At 33.7% G+C, this 16,857-nt stretch carries 19 protein-coding genes; 17 read left to right on the forward strand and 2 right to left on the reverse strand.

Annotation, left to right across the window (positions count from 1 at the left end; translation table 11 throughout):
* The first annotated feature begins 1 nt into the window (after nucleotide 1).
* The 12 genes from AXY_RS06235 (at nucleotide 2) to AXY_RS06290 (ending at nucleotide 9,929) form a co-directional block, all read left to right on the forward strand.
* The gene (locus AXY_RS06235) at nucleotides 2-439 is read left to right on the forward strand and encodes a peptidylprolyl isomerase (protein WP_015009945.1); all 438 of its coding nucleotides are present in this window, start codon (nucleotides 2-4) and stop codon (nucleotides 437-439) included.
* A gap of 84 nt (nucleotides 440-523) precedes the next feature.
* A complete protein-coding gene (locus tag AXY_RS06240) occupies nucleotides 524-874 on the forward strand; it encodes a GNAT family N-acetyltransferase (RefSeq protein WP_015009946.1) in 351 nt (116 codons plus the stop codon).
* Nucleotides 875-1,043: 169 nt separating this feature from the next.
* The gene (locus AXY_RS06245; protein WP_015009947.1) at nucleotides 1,044-1,778 is read left to right on the forward strand and encodes a segregation/condensation protein A; all 735 of its coding nucleotides are present in this window, start codon (nucleotides 1,044-1,046) and stop codon (nucleotides 1,776-1,778) included.
* Nucleotides 1,779-1,784: 6 nt separating this feature from the next.
* Entirely contained in the window at nucleotides 1,785-2,360 is a 576-nt protein-coding gene (scpB, locus tag AXY_RS06250) for an SMC-Scp complex subunit ScpB (protein WP_015009948.1), read from the forward strand.
* A 269-nt stretch (nucleotides 2,361-2,629) separates the two neighbouring features.
* Entirely contained in the window at nucleotides 2,630-3,475 is an 846-nt protein-coding gene (locus AXY_RS06255) for a D-alanyl-D-alanine carboxypeptidase family protein (RefSeq protein WP_331708993.1), read from the forward strand.
* Nucleotides 3,476-4,057, forward strand: a complete 582-nt coding sequence (locus AXY_RS06260) for a nucleoside recognition domain-containing protein (protein ID WP_015009950.1) — start codon at nucleotides 3,476-3,478, stop codon at nucleotides 4,055-4,057. It abuts the gene before it with no gap.
* Nucleotides 4,058-4,061: 4 nt separating this feature from the next.
* The gene (locus AXY_RS06265; protein WP_041450287.1) at nucleotides 4,062-4,592 is read left to right on the forward strand and encodes a spore maturation protein; all 531 of its coding nucleotides are present in this window, start codon (nucleotides 4,062-4,064) and stop codon (nucleotides 4,590-4,592) included.
* A 100-nt stretch (nucleotides 4,593-4,692) separates the two neighbouring features.
* Nucleotides 4,693-5,436: a pseudouridine synthase gene (locus AXY_RS06270; RefSeq protein WP_015009952.1), complete on the forward strand. Its 744-nt coding sequence runs from the start codon at nucleotides 4,693-4,695 to the stop codon at nucleotides 5,434-5,436.
* Nucleotides 5,437-5,554: 118 nt separating this feature from the next.
* Nucleotides 5,555-6,271, forward strand: coding sequence for a response regulator transcription factor (locus AXY_RS06275; protein WP_041450126.1), 717 nt, complete (start codon nucleotides 5,555-5,557; stop codon nucleotides 6,269-6,271).
* Entirely contained in the window at nucleotides 6,271-7,785 is a 1,515-nt protein-coding gene (locus tag AXY_RS06280; protein WP_015009954.1) for a HAMP domain-containing sensor histidine kinase, read from the forward strand. The genes AXY_RS06275 and AXY_RS06280 overlap by 1 nt, the downstream gene beginning before the upstream one ends.
* 395 nt (nucleotides 7,786-8,180) lie before the next feature.
* A complete protein-coding gene (locus tag AXY_RS06285) occupies nucleotides 8,181-8,693 on the forward strand; it encodes an RNA polymerase sigma factor SigX (RefSeq protein ID WP_015009955.1) in 513 nt (170 codons plus the stop codon).
* Nucleotides 8,694-8,711: 18 nt separating this feature from the next.
* The gene (locus AXY_RS06290) at nucleotides 8,712-9,929 is read left to right on the forward strand and encodes a hypothetical protein (RefSeq protein ID WP_015009956.1); all 1,218 of its coding nucleotides are present in this window, start codon (nucleotides 8,712-8,714) and stop codon (nucleotides 9,927-9,929) included.
* Nucleotides 9,930-9,999: 70 nt separating this feature from the next.
* Here AXY_RS06290 and AXY_RS06295 read toward each other — a convergent pair whose 3' ends face one another.
* Complete coding sequence (locus AXY_RS06295; protein ID WP_015009957.1) at nucleotides 10,000-10,227, reverse strand: ferredoxin; 228 nt, start codon at nucleotides 10,225-10,227, stop codon at nucleotides 10,000-10,002.
* Nucleotides 10,228-10,355: 128 nt separating this feature from the next.
* Here AXY_RS06295 and AXY_RS06300 point away from each other — a divergent pair, with 128 nt between their 5' ends.
* The 3 genes from AXY_RS06300 to AXY_RS06310 are packed head-to-tail and all read left to right on the forward strand — an operon-like array spanning nucleotide 10,356 to nucleotide 13,223.
* A complete protein-coding gene (locus tag AXY_RS06300) occupies nucleotides 10,356-11,396 on the forward strand; it encodes a helix-turn-helix domain-containing protein (protein WP_015009958.1) in 1,041 nt (346 codons plus the stop codon).
* 14 nt (nucleotides 11,397-11,410) lie between these two features.
* Nucleotides 11,411-12,958 carry a RecQ family ATP-dependent DNA helicase gene (locus AXY_RS06305; protein ID WP_015009959.1) on the forward strand — a complete coding sequence of 516 codons (1,548 nt, stop codon included), beginning with the start codon at nucleotides 11,411-11,413 and terminating at the stop codon, nucleotides 12,956-12,958.
* Nucleotides 12,942-13,223: a hypothetical protein gene (locus AXY_RS06310; protein ID WP_015009960.1), complete on the forward strand. Its 282-nt coding sequence runs from the start codon at nucleotides 12,942-12,944 to the stop codon at nucleotides 13,221-13,223. The genes AXY_RS06305 and AXY_RS06310 overlap by 17 nt, the downstream gene beginning before the upstream one ends.
* A gap of 86 nt (nucleotides 13,224-13,309) precedes the next feature.
* Here the strand turns inward: AXY_RS06310 and AXY_RS06315 are convergent, their stop codons facing one another.
* A complete protein-coding gene (locus AXY_RS06315; protein ID WP_015009961.1) occupies nucleotides 13,310-13,882 on the reverse strand; it encodes an adaptor protein MecA in 573 nt (190 codons plus the stop codon).
* 213 nt (nucleotides 13,883-14,095) lie between these two features.
* Between AXY_RS06315 and sleB the strand changes: the two genes are divergently transcribed.
* Both sleB and ypeB read left to right on the forward strand, forming a co-directional pair.
* Nucleotides 14,096-15,085, forward strand: coding sequence for a spore cortex-lytic enzyme (gene sleB, locus AXY_RS06320; RefSeq protein WP_015009962.1), 990 nt, complete (start codon nucleotides 14,096-14,098; stop codon nucleotides 15,083-15,085).
* Nucleotides 15,086-15,100: 15 nt separating this feature from the next.
* Nucleotides 15,101-16,435 carry a germination protein YpeB gene (gene ypeB / locus AXY_RS06325; protein WP_015009963.1) on the forward strand — a complete coding sequence of 445 codons (1,335 nt, stop codon included), beginning with the start codon at nucleotides 15,101-15,103 and terminating at the stop codon, nucleotides 16,433-16,435.
* Nucleotides 16,436-16,857 lie beyond the last annotated feature (422 nt).

A 16,857-nucleotide genomic window follows, 5' to 3' on the forward strand; every position in this document is an offset into this window, starting at 1 on the left:
TATGTCAAAACAAGCAACAATTACATTTGAAAATGGAGAAAAAATTGTTATTGAATTATTCGAAGACGCTGCACCAGGTACTGTAGCAAACTTTGAAAAATTAGCAAACGAAAAATTCTATGATGGTGTAACATTCCATCGTGTCATTCCTGGTTTCGTAGCACAAGGTGGAGATCCGACAGGTACAGGTGCAGGTGGTCCTGGATATTCAATTAAATGTGAAACTGAAGGTAACCCTCACAAGCACGTTGCTGGAGCTTTATCAATGGCTCATGCTGGAAAAGATACAGGTGGTAGTCAATTTTTCATTGTTCATGAACCACAGCCACATTTAGATGGTGTTCATACTGTATTTGGACAGGTAATCGAAGGCATGGATGTCGTCCTACGTATTAGACAAGGTGACGTTATGCAATCAGTGGTTGTTGAAGAAGTTTAACAATGATGCGCTGTTTGCATATAATAATTGTGAAACAATAGTAAAGTCATCAGATCTTGATGAAGATCTAGTAAAGGGGTAAATATGTTAATCCGATATAAAAAGTCGATGGAAAAGATTGCAATGGGTCTATTATCTTTTATGCCTGAAGAGAAAGATGTTAAAAAATTAACAGGAACTATAAGAGCATACGAAGAAAATGAGAACTGGCAACTTTATTTGTGGAAAGAGAATGACGACGTATTAGGAGCCATTGGTGTAAAAGTTGAAGAAGCAAATGGTGAAGTCATTGTACAGCATATTTCTGTTAATCCATCACATCGAGAACAAGGAATTGGACAAAAAATGATTCACGATGTTCGTGAAAATTATTATAGCGACTATCAAATTGTTGCTAATGAACTCACGAAATCATTTCTAAGCAAATGTGTCTAACCAATTCTTACAACGTGATTTTTTAGAGTTATTTCTTTCGTTACGGAGAAATAGCTCTTTTTTCAATTTTTATGCATTATCTTTGATAGTTTCATAAATTCAAAGTAGTTAAAATGATAATATGTTATAATACTTGTTAGTCTAGTGATACTATGAAGGAGTCCTCAAAATGATTGAATCATATCAGGTAAAATTTGATGGTTTTGAAGGTCCATTAGATCTCTTACTCCATTTAATTAAACAGTATGAAATTGATATTTACGACATACCTGTAGCCCTTATTACGACACAATATTTGGAATACATAGAAACCATGCAAAAATTAGACCTAAATGTTGCTAGTGAATATTTAGTGATGGCTGCAACTTTACTCGCCATTAAAAGTGAGATGCTTTTACCAAATTCAGAAATAATTGAAGAAGATGATTATGAAGAAGATGATCCAAGAGCGGAACTTGTCGCTAGATTAATAGAATATCGCAAATATAAAGAGGCTGCTGAACAATTGAAAGAAATTGAAGGTGAAGAAAAGGAAAGCTTTACAAGATCTCCTGAAATTTTAGAAGATATTAAGAAAATTAAACCACCCATTAAAGAAAATGCAGCGTCAGTTTATGATATGTTACAAGCAATGCAAAATGTTTTTAATCGAAAAAAGTGGAATCGACCGATCACGACTACTATTGAAAAAACTGAAATTCCAATCCAACAACGTATGGAAGAAGTTTTAGAAATTGTTGAATTAAGTGAAAATGGTGTTCCTTTCGACGCCTTGTTTCCATATTATTCGAAACCACACATTATTATAACATTTATGGCGATGCTTGAGCTTATGAAGCAAAACTTAATATATTGTGAACAAGAACGGACTTTTGATCGGTTGATTTTATATAGATGGAGGTAATAAAAAGTGGATTTAAGTCATTATAAAGCAATTGTTGAAGGTTTACTCTTTGTTTCTGGTTCTGACGGATTAACAATTAATCAAATGTCATCAATTACAGAACTAGACTCAAAAACAATTGAGCATTTATTAAATGAATTAAAGTTTGATTATGAAAATGCTTCACGAGGCATTCAAATATTAGAATCGGAAAAACACTTCTATTTAGCGTCAAAGCCTGAGCATGCTGAATACTTTAGAAAGCTAAGAGCAGACGTACATACTTCTAAGCTAACTCAAGCAAGCCTAGAGACGCTAGCTATTATTGCCTATAATCAACCAATAACAAGAGCTGAAATTGAAGAAATTCGTGGTGTTAAAAGTGACCGTCCAATTCAAACGATTCTTTCTCGAGGGTTAATTGAGGAAGTTGGGCGTAAAAATACGATTGGACGTCCGATGATGTTCGGTACAACTTTAGATTTCTTAACATATTTTGGTTTGCGTTCAATAGATGAACTACCACCATTAAATGATCAAATTAATGAAGATGAGATCAATGATGAAGCAAGTCTTTATTTTGATAAATTAAAAGATGAATAATGATTAAGTGATTTGACCTACTGTTAGGTTAGATCACTTTTTTGTTGGCTGTTTCTTTATCGTTACATTATTTTTGTGATCAATAATCATTTTTCCATTTAATGCATTGATCCTGTAGTAATTAACTTTAATCCACTTTTGAGAAAGCATATCCATATTATGAATTGCATAGATTTAGTACAAATACTTATAACGGATAAAGAAGGTGTCGTATGAGAAGTCGGACAATTAGACTAATATGTTTATTGATATTTATGCTTCATTTCATTTTGATTAATAATGAAATGATTTACGCAAAACCGCTTGTATCTGCTGAGCAAGCAATCCTAATTGATCAAGATAGTGGTACTGTACTTTATGAAAAAAATGCGGACAACCCTCAATTAATTGCCAGTATAACAAAAGTAATGACGGCAATTATTGCGATTGAATATGGTGAGTTAACAGATCAAGTTAAGATAAGCAGAGAAGCTGTAACAGTAGAAGGCTCATCGATTTATCTAGAAGAGAATGAAAAAATGTCACTAGAGGATTTATTATACGGATTAATGCTCCGGTCGGGTAATGATGCTGCTATTGCGATAGCAGAACATATTGGTGGAAGTGTTGATGGTTTTGTCTATTTAATGAATGAAAAGGCTAACTGGCTAGGACTTGAACAAACTCATTTTGAAAATCCACATGGACTAGATTCAGAGCATCACTACTCGACATCAAAAGATATCGCTCTTCTTATGCGATATGCAATGGAAAACGAAGTATTTGCAGAAATTAATCAAACAAAGAGTTATCGATCATCGTCACGTACTTATAGTTGGCACAATAAAAACAAATTACTAACAAATTATTATCCATACACAATTGGTGGAAAGACAGGCTACACCAAAGCAGCTGGACGTACATTAGTGAGTGTCGCTCAAAAGAATAATCGTCAATTAATTGCGGTTACAATTAATGATCCAAATGATTGGTTTGATCATATGCAATTATATGAATGGGGTTTTAACCAAATAGAACAATTAGATTTATTGACTCTAGGTAATGTTGATCAGTTAACTAGACCAACATTTTTAGAAGTAGCATATCATTATCTATTAAAAATGGTGGGATTATAAATGGTGCACTTAATTTGGGCTGGACTAGCTTGTATTGGGATCGTATATGCTTTGTTTAACGGTACAATTGGAGACGTTAACGAAGCCATTTTTTCAAGTGCAAATGAAGCAATCCAACTTGTTATTGGATTAACAAGTATACTAGTTTTTTGGTTAGGACTAATGAAAATAGCTGAAAAAGCAAATATTCTTGCTGGTTTAAGTCGTTTGTTTAGACCGGTAGTTTCAAAGTTATTTCCCGATTTACCAAGAAACCACCCTGTGATGGGTTATATTACATCAAATTTTATTGCTAATATATTTGGCTTAGGTAATGCAGCAACACCATTAGGGCTAAAGGCAATGAAAGAAATGAAACAGCTAGAGCCATCAGAACAAGCCTCTAGATCAATGGTTACATTTTTAGCGATTAATACAGCAGGGGTAACATTAATTCCTACAACAGTCCTCGCACTTCGCATTCAGCACGGCTCAGTTGCTCCAACTGAAACTGTTGCTGCAACGATGATCGTATCAATCTTAACAACAACTTTTGCTATAATTATTGATCGTTTATTTCATTATAAGAGAGTGAGAAAATAAGATGATTGAATTTATTTCGATGGTTAGTATGGTTGTTATCCCTTTATTTGTTCTAATCGTCTTAGCAATTGGCACGTATAAAAAGTTACCAACGTATGATTTGTTTGTTGAAGGTGGTAAAGAAGGTTTATCCATGGCTGTTTCTTTACTGCCACACTTATTAGGAATGCTCGTATCAATTGCAATTTTCAGGAGCTCAGGTGTCCTTGACTATATGATAGACTTATTTGCTCCAATTCTATCATTTGTCCAAATTCCAAAAGATATTATACCACTTGCTTTAACTAAGCCGATTTCAGGTACAGCAGCTTTAGCTGTTACGGCTGATTTAATAAAATCATTTGGTCCAGATTCATTTATTGGTCGTTTAGCTTCAACAATGCAAGGTAGTTCTGACACAACTCTCTATGTAATAACAGTATATTTTGGATCTGTAGGTATAAAAAAAATGGGAGATGCTTTAAAAGTTGGACTACTAACAGATCTTATTGGTATAATAATTGCGATTATGATAATTACAATTTTATTTGGCTAAACTGTCTAGAGTATAGAACAGTTGTATTGCGTATGTTTATCTGGCAGAATATATAGTGATTAATAATGAATCATAATTTAGTAAAAGACTGGTGGTTTATATGGCATTAAATAATGAGAGATTACAAAAGGTTATTGCTCAAAGTGGCATAACATCTAGAAGAAAAGCGGAACAATTAATTCTTGATGGTAGAGTTAAAGTAAATGGAAAAGTAGTTAAAACTTTAGGAACGAAAGTTAATCAAAATGATGAAATTGAAGTTGATTCTGTACCTATTGAGAAAGAATCGCATGTCTATTACTTGGTTAATAAGCCAAGAACATATATATCAAGTGTTAAAGATGAAAAAGGCAGAAAAGTAGTAACTGATTTAGTACCTGACTTAGACAAGCGCGTTTATCCAGTTGGTCGATTAGATTATAATACATCAGGTTTAATCATCCTGACCAATGATGGTGAGTTTGCACAATTGTTGATGCACCCTCGTCATCAAATTGACAAAGTATATGTTGCGAAAGTTAAAGGTATTCCTTCAAAAGCAGCCTTAACATTACTAAAGAAGGGAATAAAATCTAAAGGAGAAACCCTTAGAGCGAAACATGTTAAAATTCTCTCTGCTAATAAACAAAAAAATACTGCTATAGTTGAAATGACTCTAAATGAAGGGAAAAATCGACAGGTTCGTCGCATGTTTGAAGAAATCGATTTTCCTGTGCTCAAACTGAAAAGAGAACGGTATAGCTTCTTAGACTTAACTGGACTTCAAACGGGTGATTACCGTGAGTTAACGAAAGAAGAAGTTCATAAATTAAGAGAAGAAGCACTCAAAAATCAATCAAAATGATGAAAAATGATTTAATGCAAAATTGTTATAATTATTTTTCATCACTTTGCGAAAAATGTAGAATTATCCAACAAGACATGAACTAGTGAAAAGAGCGTTGTAGAGAGGGGTAACAATGATGCAGGATCAACAGACCATTTTAATTATTGAGGATGAGGAGCGCATCAGGAGATTATTAAAAATGTACCTTGAACGTGATGGCTTCACAACTGTTGAAGCTGAAACCGGTGAATCTGGTTTAGCACTTGCAGTAGAGAATGACTATGATTTAATTATTCTTGATTTAATGCTCCCAACCTTAGATGGAATAAGTGTTTGTCAAGAAATTAGAAAAACTAAATCAATGCCAATATTAATGTTAACTGCAAAAGGAGAAGAATCTGATCGGATTCAAGGATTTGAAGCAGGGGCAGATGATTATGTCGTAAAACCATTTAGTCCAAGAGAAGTTGTTTTAAGAGTAAAAGCTTTATTAAAACGATCACACGGAAGTGAACATACTAATATTAGTAATTTTTCAAGTGATGTCTTAGAATTTAAACGGTTGAAAATTGATAATAATGCCCATCGTGTAACTGTTAATAATATTGATTTGACATTAACGCCTAAAGAATATGATCTTTTATATTTCTTAGCCAATAACCAGGATCATGTTTTCGATCGTGAAACATTACTAAAAGAGGTTTGGCAATATGAGTTCTTTGGAGATTTAAGAACAGTAGATACACATATTAAGCGTTTAAGAGAAAAGCTTGGTCAAGCAGATGAAAAGGCTGCTCAAATGATTGCTACAGTTTGGGGAGTAGGTTATAAATTCGAAGTGGATGAAGAATAATGTTTTGGCGAAATCGAGTTGTGAAATATACAATATCTTTTACTACTGTTTTTATTTTGATATTTTTTCTGTATGTATCAATAGCAGACACCTATGATCAAAAGACATCAATAGATGAAGTGATACAAGAGTTACAAGAAAGTGCACAACGAGATGATACAATTAGCGAACAATCAAATGAATTATTAATAGAAAAACTTGAAACCTTTTTAATAGACTATGATCACTCAATACGTGTTAACCATAGGAGTCAATTGATATTTATTGGTATAATATGTAGTTTGATTATAGTTCTATTCGGTGTTTATTTTTCCAAGCGAATTTCAGCCCCACTTAATCATGTCATTCAAAGTACGCGAAAGATTATTGATGGTCACTATAATATAAAATTACCAATGAAGTCAAATGATGAAATTGGTCAGTTAGCGATGGCCTTTAACAGAATGAGTCGGCAATTAGGAAATCAAATGGAAACGTTACTACAAGAAAAGGATATTTTATTCAGCATTATAGGTTCAATGAAAGACGGTGTCTTAACAATAAACCTTGATGGTGAAATTATCATCTCTAACCCACAAGCAGATGCGTTTATTGATGATTTTCATTTTGAAGCAGGCAGTCCTAATCAAAAGCAACTTCCGGAAGAGTTGAACGAACTATTTGATTCTGTAATTGAAAAAGGAACAGCTCAAACTTTTCAAGTGAATATCCAAGGACGTGATTGGGACATTGTGATTACACCATTACATAGAAATAATATAGTACAAGGTGCTGTCACAATTGTCAGGGATGTTACAGAATCCACTCAGCTTGATCAGTTAAGAGAAACATTTATTGCTAATGTATCTCATGAATTAAGGACACCAATTTCACTTATGCGAGGATATAGTGAAGCAATTATTGATGGAGTGGCCGAAACAATTGATGAGCAGGTGGAATTAGCGCAGATTATTCATAGTGAATCAGAAAGAATGGGGCGCTTAGTCAATGAATTGCTAGATTTAACCCGATTGAAGTCTGGCCACTTAGACTTAAATATTCAATCACACTCAGTTCGTGATTTTATTGAAAAAGTATTACGCAAATTTGCTCAACGGCTTGATGAAAATAAACTTTCATTTAAATTGCATATCGATCATGATGTAGATCAACTTATGTTTGATTATGATCGTCTTGAACAAGTTTTGACAAATTTAATTGATAATGCGATTAAGCATACGTTAGAAAATGGTGAAATATTGTTAGAAATATCTAAAATCGGTGATCAGATCTGTTTTGAATTATCAGATACTGGTGAAGGCATTCCTTTAGAGGACTTACCATTTGTATTTGAACGTTTTTATATGGCTGATAAATCTAGAGCATCGAACCAAGCAGTGAAAAAGGGGACTGGTCTTGGTTTGTCAATTGTTAAACAGATTATTGAAGGGCATCATGGAACGATAAGTGTGCAAAGTAAACTAGGAGAAGGAACTACTTTTAAATTTCTTTTACCTACTGAGTCAATTTCATAATACAAAAATCTAGTTAAGAACACGAACAATTACAAATGAAAATACAATATAATACGTAAATAAAGAAGCCTAATCAAGTGATTGGAACGGCAGGCGGCGACTCCAGCGGGAACAATCGTGTCCGAAGATCCAGTGATAAAAGCTTGAAAAGCTTTTATCAATTAGCTGAGGCCGATCCCGCGGAAAGCGTCCGCCTAGAGTGGAAATCACCGCGTCACCTGTAACCCAATTGTTCGTGTTTTATAGCCAATTAAGTCATTATGAAATTCATTCACTAGATATAAAAATAAACAAGATATATGTTAGTATTTAAAAAGAACTAATTAAATTCCCTTTTTATAATGTAACCTTTTGATTGAACGTTCGACTAATAAACTAGATAGGGGGTCTTAACTTTGCAGACCACATTTGATCACCTATATGATCATTACCATAATGATCTGTATCAATATGTATTTTACATGGTTAAGAATCAACATGTTGCTGAGGATATTGTTCAAGAAGTCTACATTAAAGTGTTAAAATCTTATCATAATTTTCGTGGCGAAAGTAGTGAAAAAACATGGTTGTTTTCAATTGCAAGGCATACGACTATGGATTATTTTCGAAAACAACAACGACAAAAATCGAAACTAGCTACTTTTTTCAACAAGGAGCAAGATTTAACACTTATTAAAGACAAAGATCCTTTGCCCGAAGAAGTGGCACAATTAAATGATGAATTAAAACGGATTTATCAATTATTAGATCACTGTACACTGGATCAAAAAAATGTACTTATCCTCCGTTACATTCAATCTTTATCTATCCATGAGACAGCTCAAATTTTAGAGTGGTCAGAAAGTAAAGTAAAAACAACGCAACATCGGGCGATTAAGAAATTACAAGAACTGATAGGTGAAGATTAGAAAGGGTGTGATGCGGTCATGAATGAACAAGAAAAAAAGTTAATTGAACAACTCGGACAACTACCAAAAGTTAAAGATCAACAAAATAAAGCCCTATTATTTGAACAAATCAATCAAAAGGTAAAGGGTGAAACGATGATGAGAAAACGAAAAAGAGTAAATTGGGTTGTTCCATCGATTGCGACTGTTGCTGTTGTTGTGTTAGCGTTTATTATGATTCAAAGTGGATTATTTAAGCAAAATTACAGCGCTGATCAATCAACAGATTTAGAAATTCGTACTAGTGAGATAGCTGAAGTTTCAGATGATAGCAGTGAACTATCTGCATTTGAAATTGAGCAAACTGAAGATGATGATTATGAAGCTATGGATAGTGCGGATTTTGATTATACAGTATTAGGTAATCGATTGGTTTATTATAATGACGAATATAATTTACCAATTTACACAATTGGCGTTCAGGATCTACAAGCAATGTATGTGATTCCAATTTCTTTAGTTGATACAGCTGCTACAGGAATTGGTTACCCTAATGATGTTTATAATCGAATTTCAACTTTTGTAGATGAAGATGAGTTCGGGGTTTATGAATACCCGTTTGATGAAATTGAATTTATCTTTAGTGATGATCTTCATGAAATTACGATGCGTGTAGCTGATGATTTTGTCTTTCCAGATAGTAGTACTCAAATGGCGTCATTTATTAACATTGTCAATTTTATGTTTGCTAATTATCCAGCGACTGAGCTTAATTTAGAAACTGAAACAAAAAATTATATTGAATTAGGTCAAATTGGCACAATGGAATCGTTAGAATTAGAACCTGTTAAAAATTTAGCATATAAAATCTATCAATATGAAGATAAGGAACGATTGTTAATTCCAATTCAACAACGAATTTCTGGAGAGTCATTCTTCACGATTGATGAAGCCCTATTGGAAATGCAATATGATCAACCTGATTTCAATATTACAGCCAGTATTCCTGCAGATGTAGAGTACACAGTTAATCCATCAGATGAAGATGTTGTTAGAATTACGTTTGAACCAAATGCAAAGTTTGGGGATAACCGAGAGACCAAAGAAATGATTGAAGCGATTTTAATGACAGCAAAAAGCTTTGGCTTTAGCCATGTTGAGCTTCATTTAGATGATCATGTAACTCAAGTAAGTCAATTTGATTTAACAGCACCAATTCGAGTGCCAGATGCTGTTAATCCAATTCTTTTACACTAATATAAAAGAGCCTAACCAGGCTCTTTTTTTATTTTTCTAATTATTGTATAATATTTATCAATCTAGTGATTTAACCAAATCTTTTGTGATTAATCTTTATTGATTCAGTTGGACAACTTTCATGAGCATCCATTAAATCATCAATATGATGATCTGGCACTGACACATGACCTTTATTGTCATCTAAAATTGAAAATGCAAGACCCTCATCATCATAATCGTATATATCAGGCGCCAATGCACCACATAAGCCACAAGCAATACAAGTTTCTTTATCTACAAGTGTATAATATTTCATTCATTGTGCCTCACCTTCTCATAACTCTATGGTTTATTTTAAAACCGATAATATAATTATGCAAGAATAGCTGTCATTTGATATGATGGCTGTAATAGACTAAATCTTTATGAAGTGAGTGGTAGATCATGTTTAATTATCTATTACTATATAGTATTAATCAATTACAAGTTCAAAGAAGTACCGCTTCTATTTATCATATCTTAACAGGTAGACGTTCAGCACAAACAATTCAAGATGCACACTTTTTTCAGATAACTCCACTTTATTCAATCTATCCACAATTAAAGCGGGAAGATTTTGAAAAGGAGATAAAAAAACAAATATCTAATAAGTATTTATCCGTTAAAGGTGAGGGAATGGTAACTTTAACTCCACTTGGTATGAAATATTTAGAAGATCAAAAGAGTAAGAAACTTGATCACCTATTTCAAGGAATGGCTTACGTTAAGCGAATTCCAATCTTCATCGACCGCTTGTTTTTAGTAATTCAGACATTTTCAAATTTATCTGTTGAAAACAATCAGTTTCAACCAATTAGTGAAGATCTAAAAGTTCAAAGATGGGTGAAATCATATTTTTACAACATTAAAGATTATCAGGTCTGGTTAACAGATGTGTACCATCACTTAACGAAATTTTTATCAAAAATTGATCCACTACAAGCCGAAATTTTCGTTGACCGTTTAACAGGTTATCGGAGATATGGACTTACTTTACATCAGATCGCTGCTAAGCATCAGATTACAATACATGATGCTCATCTGTTGTTAAATGCTTGTTATCATCAATTAGTAGATTATATTCTGATAAATCAGATTGACATGTTAACATATTTCCTACCAAACAAGAGAGATGGAGTGGAGAAGTTTGTTACTCATTCCGCTTCTAAAACATATGAGATGCTACAAAATGGCTATTCAATCGAACAGATCATGTCATATCGGAAATTGAAACAAAGTACAATCGAAGATCATATTGTGGAATTAACATATGCGATTCCAAACTTTGATATCTCAAATTTTATTGAGTCTAATCAATTAAATGTGATTATTAATAAAATTCAAGCGATCAGTGATACAAGGTTATCAAATATTAAACAACAACTAGACAATCAATATAGTTATTTTCAAATTCGTCTAGCCATGGCTAAAGCACGATTATCATAGGGGTTGGTGTCAGATTGAATTTAGAAGAATTATTATATAAATACTTTGGTTATCAATCCTTCCGTCAAGGCCAAAAGGATATTATTCAAGATATTCTAAGTGGAAATCATGTATTTGCGACATTGCCGACGGGATCGGGAAAATCAATTTGTTTCCAATTACCTGCAATGATTTTTAAAGGTCATACAATTGTCGTAACTCCATTACTTTCACTAATGGAAGACCAAGTTAAACAATTAAAAAAACGAGGGTTTAAGCGTGTTGTTGCGATCAACAGCTTTAATTCGGGTGAACAAAGAGCTAACATATTAAACCGCTTATCTGATTATCAATTGATCTATTTATCACCAGAAATGTTACAAAATCAAACAATCATTAATAGACTATCAGAGTTAACAATCGATCTCTTTGTCGTTGATGAGGCACATTGTATTTCGCAATGGGGCCATGAGTTTAGACCGGATTATCTTAAATTAAATCAAGTTATCGTGCAATTGGGAGATCCAACGGTATTAGCACTAACTGCTACAGCTACGCCGGACGTTCAATTAGATATAATCAATCATTTTTCAGCTATTGAATTTAACAAACATCTCTATCCAATTGATCGTGACAATATTAGTTTAATTGTTGAACATTTTGAACAGCGAAAAGAAAAGGATGAATATCTAATAAATCTATTTCAACAATATACTGTACCAACAATCATTTATTTTTCTAGTAAAAAAGAGACAGAGCGAGTTGCTAATTTATTAAATGATACATTTAGTCACTTAAATGTAGCTTTCTATCATGGTGGTCTAGAGACAAATGAACGGTTACTAATTCAAGAACAATTTATTGAAGATCAAATTGATATTATTTGTTCGACTAGTGCATTTGGGATGGGAATTGATAAATCTAACATTCGCTTAATCATCCACTATCATATACCAACGCGATTAGAATCATTTATTCAAGAAATTGGGCGAGCAGGTCGTGACCAATTAGCTAGTGTTAGCATCACATTGATCACACCAAATGATCAGCACTTACCGAGACACTTGATCGAAAGTGAATTGCCGACAAAATCAATGATTGAAAGTTTGTTTACTAACTTAGATTATTTACATAAAACTAAGCAAAATATAACTCTTGATCAAGTATTAAATATTAATGAACCAATGAATGAGATTCAAAGACAGTTTATTCAAGACAATATAGAACAAACTGGTATAATTGATCTGGAACAACAAATTGACGTTAACAAAATAAATTTAATGTGGAAAAATGAGCTGATTGATAAAATAGAAAGAAGAACACTTTATAAACATAGAAAACTAAGGGAAATGATGAATTGGGTATATACAACAAATTGTCGTCGTGAGGCATTATATCAATCATTTCAATCAAGCGTAAAAGAGGCAAAATATTTTTGTTGCGATCAATGTGGATTTACTTTAAACCAATGGTCACCAGAATCATCACCACGACGAACAAACACGGTGTCATGGCAATTGCAATTAAAATCAATATTGTTACCTTTTGAAACAGGAGGGACTAATGATGGAGAAGAAAACTGAAGACCAAGCAGAAGCGCTAAGACAACAATTAGCTGAAATTAATCAACAAAATCCTACTGAAGAATCGACTAAATCTTTCAATAAGCGTGATGATCAAGAAATTGATATTTTGAATTTACCGCCTAGAAGCCAGATCCATCAGGAAGACAAATTTAAGCTCCGGATGAAAATGAGTGGTTCTTTTCTGCGCCTCATAACGATCCTTATTTTTGTTATTCTCATATTATTATTGAGCTTTAACTACTGGAAGCAATATTTTTTCTAATCAAGTGCTATTTTAATTATGATTCAAATCTATTATAAGAATAAACCGTATCAACATATTTTAGTTGATACGGTTTATTTTTTTGATTAATTAAAATAGTTTCTAATTTGTAGCAATGCATTTTCACTCATAATAACCTTACCATATTCATAAAGCTGTTCTGGTGAAAGGAGTGTAGGATTTCCATACTCCGATAATAAAGCAATGATGTCCTCTTTAATATGATCTTCTTGAAGATGATCAGGTAAATGTAAGTAATAGCTATCGTCATAATAGAAAATAGAGCCTGCGTCGATATTTAAACGCGTCATGACTTTAGATAACTGGATGATATCTTCAAAGTCATCAAACTCAAATAGTAATGAATGTCGCTCAGATAACGTGACCTTCATTTCAAGATAGTCTTCATCATAATCCTCATCTTCTTGAGTGACGATAATTAACATGCCCTGTGCTTGAATGATATAGATTTGTACGGTTAATATACCAGATAGTTCAATATCTAACTCATCACTTGCTTCAAGCATCATTTCATGAAATTCCATTTGCATAGCTGGCAAATCCTCTAACATGAGATTTTCTGTAATTCCTCTTTCAATCAAGTCATCAAATGTTAAAAAGATTTTAAACTTGTTTGATGAAATCCTCTCTAAACGCATGTCAATCACCTCCATAAATATCAGACGTTAATCGAAAAAATCCGTCTAGCTATCATTATATGATATCTATAATTAAATTGAAACAATGACGCTTAATTCACACAACAAAAAATGAAATTTGCTTAGTTGAGTTAAATTTATGTATAAAAAAGAGACTTTAATTTAAGCTAAAGTGTAACTAGTTATTATCATGTGGATTTAGGAGGCGATTATATGAAGAAAAAAATTATCAAATACTTATTTGTCATATTAATAGTAGCTGGAATCGGCTTAAACACTCACCAACCATCATATGCGTTTAGTGAACAAGTTATCCAGCACGGAGCAACTGGTGAGGATGTCGTTGAGTTGCAAGCAAGGTTACAATATATCGGATTCTATCATGGTCCAATCGATGGTGTGTTTGGTTGGGGAACTTATTGGGCGTTAAGACATTTTCAAGATGAGTTCGGTATGAAGGTTGATGGCTATGCTGGTGAGCAAGTGAAGAATATGCTACTAGATCGTACACAATATCATAAAGACTTCGTTAGAGAACATTTAGAAGCGGGAAGACACTTTACTCATTATGGTGGAATGAATTTAGAGCATCAAGTTAGATACGATTCACCGAAGGACAAGAAACAAACTGATAAACAAAAGCAAACTGAACAAAAATCAAAAGAGCAAAAACAAACAGATAAAAAAGCTGAACAAGATAAACAACAAAAAGAGCAAGCTCAAAAAGATGAAGCACAAAATCAAAGTGCTTATGATCAAGCAAATACGAATCAAGAAACAACAGATGATTCTGCAATCGTTGAGGCGACACCAATTGAACCGACAGCAGTGAACGTACCTAACGGATTTTCACAAAATGATATTCAACTTATGGCTCAAGCTGTATACGGTGAAGCACGAGGCGAGCCTTATGAAGGGCAAGTAGCTGTTGCATCGGTTATCCTTAATCGATTACAAAGTCCAATCTTCCCAGATACAGTGGCCGGCGTTATTTACGAACCTCTTGCATTTACGGCTGTTGCAGATGGTCAAATTTACTTAGACCCAGATGAAACAGCTAAACGAGCAGTGTTAGATGCTATTAATGGCTGGGATCCGACAGGAGAAGCAATTTATTACTTTAATCCAAATACCGCAACAAGTACTTGGATCTGGTCTCGACCACAAATAAAGCAAATCGGAAAACATATTTTCTGTAAATAAATCGGAGGAATCAAAATGAGAAGATGGATCAGCATTATCGTGCTCTCAATTGCTCTTGTATTCACAGCGTTTTGGGGTTATCGACAATTTAATGATAAAGAATTGTTAATTGTTCAAGCTGAAAATAATTATCAACGTGCATTCCATGATCTAACATATCATATCGATCTTCTATATGATAAGATCGGTACTACTCTGGCACTAAATTCAAAAGATACACTTTCACCGCAGATGATTGAGATCTGGACTTTATCATCTCAAGCACAAAGTGATGTTAGTCAATTGCCACTAGGATTACTGCCATTTACTAAAACAGAAACATTTTTAGCAGATATCGGAGAATTTACTTATCATGTCGCAATACGTGATTTAGACAATGAACCATTAAATGATGAAGAAATTGATCGTTTAAGTTCATTATATGAATCGGCCAATGAAATACGGAAAGAATTAAGATCCGTACAACATAAAGTTTTCTCTGATGGGCTGAAATGGGTCGAAGTTGAAATGGCTCTAGCCAAAAACGATCGTGAGACACCGAATCACATTATTGACGGTTTTACTGCTGTAGAAGATTATACGTCCGGTTTTGATGAATCACACTTTGATAACTTATCGGCAGATTTACCTTCTCAGCAAGATCGTTTTCGCTATGTTGATGGCGATCCGATCACTGAGAAAGAGGTAAAGGAACTCATTATGAAGCAATTTGATTTAACCGCCGATTTAGATATTGAACTACAAAAAAGTGGCGATGGTGCTCAGTTACCTACGTACAGTGGTGGCTTCACCCACGAAGATGAACGTGGTTATATAGAAGTTACTGAGTCTGGTGGCCATGTCTTGTCATATATGATTAATCGTGATCTAGGTAAGGCTAAAATTAGTTTACATGATGCTGAGAAAGAAGCAGAGAAAGTATTAAAACAAGAAGGATTTGAAGATGTAAGACGATTAAAGTCTAGCCAATATGACGAAACAGGACTATTTCAATTTGCTGTTACTAACGACGATGTTTGGATTTATCCAGATAGAATAACAGTCAAGGTCGCATTAGATAACGGTGATATAATTGGTTTTAATGCAACTGACTATTATCGAAACCATCATGACAGAGAAATAAAACAACCAAAACTATCTTTTGAAGAAGCAAAACAATTTGTTAGTCCTTCTTTAAATATTGAAGATCAGCATTTAGCTATTATTGAAGATAAGGCTGGAAATGAAATATTAACTTATGCATTCTTCGGCACGCTAAATCATGATACTTATCAAATTTTTATCGATGCAGATACAGGAAAAGAGATTTTTGTTGAATTAATGCATGATGTAGAGAGTAAATGGGGTTAAATATATAACATTATGAAGTATCCTAATCAACATTAGGATACTTTTTTCGTTCGCCCAGCATGGGCGAACGCTAACGGGTGAAAGTCCCTAGTGCGACCTAATAGCGGTAAGCACATAGCCAAAGATAAGGGTGTCCATGGTGACGTGGAATCTGAAGGAAATCCTAGGCAAACCTTCGGTCTGACGAACAGAAATCATATAAGAGGCGACATATGTGGATAAGACTGCGAAAGAAGTTGAAGTCCAATAGCTATTACAAAAGCATATGGCGTATATATGGCAGATGGATGGAGGAAAAGCGTTCGTACCTTAACTGGGGAGGTCTCACCTAGCTACATCAAAACCTTGTAGTGATACAAGACTGGCAGGTGAGAAGTCAGCAGAAGCCGTAGTAGTGAAGAGAACTAACGAAAGTTAGAACG

Origin of the sequence: Amphibacillus xylanus NBRC 15112, assembly GCF_000307165.1 — a bacterium.
Classification (GTDB): Bacteria; Bacillota; Bacilli; order Bacillales; family Amphibacillaceae; genus Amphibacillus; species Amphibacillus xylanus.

Coding starts and splice junctions, on each gene's coding strand:
- AXY_RS06235 (WP_015009945.1), top strand. CDS start 2: ATGTCAAAACAAGCAACAATTACATTTGAAAATGGAGAAAAAATTGTT.
- AXY_RS06240 (WP_015009946.1), top strand. CDS start 524: ATGTTAATCCGATATAAAAAGTCGATGGAAAAGATTGCAATGGGTCTA.
- AXY_RS06245 (WP_015009947.1), top strand. CDS start 1,044: ATGATTGAATCATATCAGGTAAAATTTGATGGTTTTGAAGGTCCATTA.
- AXY_RS06260 (WP_015009950.1), top strand. CDS start 3,476: ATGGTGCACTTAATTTGGGCTGGACTAGCTTGTATTGGGATCGTATAT.
- AXY_RS06270 (WP_015009952.1), top strand. CDS start 4,693: ATGGCATTAAATAATGAGAGATTACAAAAGGTTATTGCTCAAAGTGGC.
- AXY_RS06275 (WP_041450126.1), top strand. CDS start 5,555: ATGCAGGATCAACAGACCATTTTAATTATTGAGGATGAGGAGCGCATC.
- AXY_RS06280 (WP_015009954.1), top strand. CDS start 6,271: ATGTTTTGGCGAAATCGAGTTGTGAAATATACAATATCTTTTACTACT.
- AXY_RS06290 (WP_015009956.1), top strand. CDS start 8,712: ATGAATGAACAAGAAAAAAAGTTAATTGAACAACTCGGACAACTACCA.
- AXY_RS06295 (WP_015009957.1), bottom strand. CDS start 10,227: ATGAAATATTATACACTTGTAGATAAAGAAACTTGTATTGCTTGTGGC.
- AXY_RS06300 (WP_015009958.1), top strand. CDS start 10,356: ATGTTTAATTATCTATTACTATATAGTATTAATCAATTACAAGTTCAA.
- AXY_RS06310 (WP_015009960.1), top strand. CDS start 12,942: ATGGAGAAGAAAACTGAAGACCAAGCAGAAGCGCTAAGACAACAATTA.
- AXY_RS06315 (WP_015009961.1), bottom strand. CDS start 13,882: ATGCGTTTAGAGAGGATTTCATCAAACAAGTTTAAAATCTTTTTAACA.
- sleB (WP_015009962.1), top strand. CDS start 14,096: ATGAAGAAAAAAATTATCAAATACTTATTTGTCATATTAATAGTAGCT.
- ypeB (WP_015009963.1), top strand. CDS start 15,101: ATGAGAAGATGGATCAGCATTATCGTGCTCTCAATTGCTCTTGTATTC.